At 42.9% G+C, this 2,275-nt stretch carries 2 protein-coding genes; both read right to left on the bottom strand.

Annotated features, from left to right (window positions below; translation table 11 throughout):
• Positions 1–223: 223 nt before the first annotated feature.
• Positions 224–1,024, bottom strand: coding sequence for a hypothetical protein (locus tag F6K52_RS35500; protein WP_293089777.1), 801 nt, complete (start codon positions 1,022–1,024; stop codon positions 224–226).
• Between the two features lie 262 nt (positions 1,025–1,286).
• Entirely contained in the window at positions 1,287–2,132 is an 846-nt protein-coding gene (locus F6K52_RS35495) for a group II intron maturase-specific domain-containing protein (protein WP_293089775.1), read from the bottom strand.
• Between the last annotated feature and the right edge of the window lie 143 nt (positions 2,133–2,275).

Here is a 2,275-nt window from a genome sequence, read left to right as displayed (position 1 = left end):
AGTTTGGGGTTAGCGATCGCACAGTTTGGGGTTAGCGATCGCACTGAATAGTTTACCTAGTAAAGGATACAGCAATTTCTGGAAAGTACTTGACAAATTGCTCTTTTGCTTAACTTGTCACCAATGGCTAATGGGTAATGGCGATCTCCGACTCGTCAACCTTAAACCTTCTAACCTTAAACCTTCTAACCTTAAACCTTCTAACCTTAAACCACAAACACTATTAATCTGTCTGGGGCATTTTAATTTGCACTGCTCCTTCTGGTGTGATAATCACTTTACCACCTAGGGCTTCAATTCTACTAATGGCTATTTTACTAGTGCGAGGGTCAGGGGAGTTATTTAAAACCATTGACCAAGCACTGACTTGAGCTATCTTACTAGTAGGATTGCGCCTTATAAATTCAGCAGTGTTGCGGGAAATTTCAGCAACGTTTTGACTTTGTTCATCAGGGGATTGACTTGCCCAATCGGCTGATTTGTCAAAGGATTGTTGGGCGGCTTTAGGGTCACCCAAAAATAACAATTCATCAATTCCTTTGTAACGCCACACATAATAAGACTGAGGGGGAACTTTAGGGGATAGTGACTGGAGTCCTTTTTCCATTAAGGCAACGGATTTTTCTGGCATTCCTGCATATAAGGAACTACTGCTAGATAGAAAGAAATAGGCTTTTAAAAATTTGGGGTCTCGGTTGATAATAATGTCAAAGTACTCTGGGCTAAGCTGATAGCTAGTAATTCGGCGAGCGTCTTGATCACCAAAGTATTGAAGGAAATTCAAAAATACCCAGTCAGCTAATACATTATCGAAGCCAAATGTAGGTAGTCTCTTAAGCAGATTGAGATACACTTGTGTTGCTTCTACGTCTCGCTGGAGGTCTGCGGGTGAGATGTTTTTGGCGCTTTGTTTGAGGGCATTGAGTTGGGGTTGCTGTAGCTTGCCAACTGCTACCATACAACCTAGGAGAATTATGATTGCTCCTAGGGATTGGGTTAGTCTTTGAGGAAATTGCCAAGGCATCTGTTGTCTAAGATAAGATGAAGTATTAAGTATCAAGTCCTGAGGATACTATCAAAACATTCCCACTTTACTGTGACATACTCCCGACGTTGCCCTAACGGGACAACGCGGGCTTCTTACCAACACCAGCCACTGCTTCGGTTGCTCGGTAATTAAACTAAGCCATTGGGTCACCCCTCTGACTCGTCTCCAAAACCGGACGTGAAAGTTTCCCTTCATCCGGCTCCTCGCGACGGAATCTCTTGTCAGTGGTACCTCTACATTAGAAAGGATTCTCATCTAGATTCTCCATGATTCTATGTTTTTCATCATGGCAATGAAGGTGGAGTAGCTCAAGGTTTTTGAGTTGGTCGTTTCCACCTTGTGAGCGTGGTATTATGTGGTGCGTTTCCATCACATCTCCATACCTGAAGGTTAGACCGCAGTGGGCGCACTTTCCTTTTTGTCTTTTCAGAAGTTTTCCCTTCTGGCTTGACATTTCTGGGTGGTTTACCATGCGGTTTCCCCAGTACGCTAGGTCGCCGTCAAATGTACTTCTGGATTCTTTGACTTTTACGTGTCTGACTATTTTTGTCTTTGCGTGTTTCGGTAGGTAGTTATCCTCCGATGTCCTAAATATCCAGTTATCCACTTTAGGTGTATCCCATTGGTTCTTAGGTTTTTCAGTCCTAGTCCCCCAGTACTTTTTATTTACCCAGGTTTTGGATTTGTTAGGGTGTCTCCTATATCCCCATCTTTGAAGTTTGTTCCAGAGCCTGTTATCCAGACCTTTGAATGTTTCGTTACTTACCGCTGAGCGGTTGTAGTTACACCATCCTTTTATAATGGGTCTAAGACGCCTGATTAGGGCTTCTTGGGGGGCAGCTTTGTATTTATCTATTTCCTTAGATAGCTGCTCCCAATGCTCGTTCACTCTTTTCTTTGATGGTTTGATGAGGGTTTTAAAACCTTGTTTGGATTGATTTTTTCCTACCGGGTATTGCCTGATGTTAAAACCGAGGAAGTCAAACCCTTCTGTAGTGTGAACCAATTTTGTTTTATTTGGTTTTAATTCCAGGTCAATGTCTTCTAACCATGTTTCTATAATTCTCTGACATTCTTCTACCACTTCTTTGTTTTTGTGTATGAGTCGGGTAGGGCGGGGACATCGCTGTCCCTTTCCCCCCTCAGAACCGGACGTACAAGTTTCCAAGTATCACGGCTCAAGCAAATCACTAGGGCTTTCCATAATGTATTCGTTGGTGACACAAA

The organism is Moorena sp. SIO3H5 (genome assembly GCF_010692395.1).
Classification (GTDB): Bacteria; Cyanobacteriota; Cyanobacteriia; order Cyanobacteriales; family Coleofasciculaceae; genus Moorena.
This window is presented reverse-complemented; position numbering and strand designations above follow the sequence as displayed.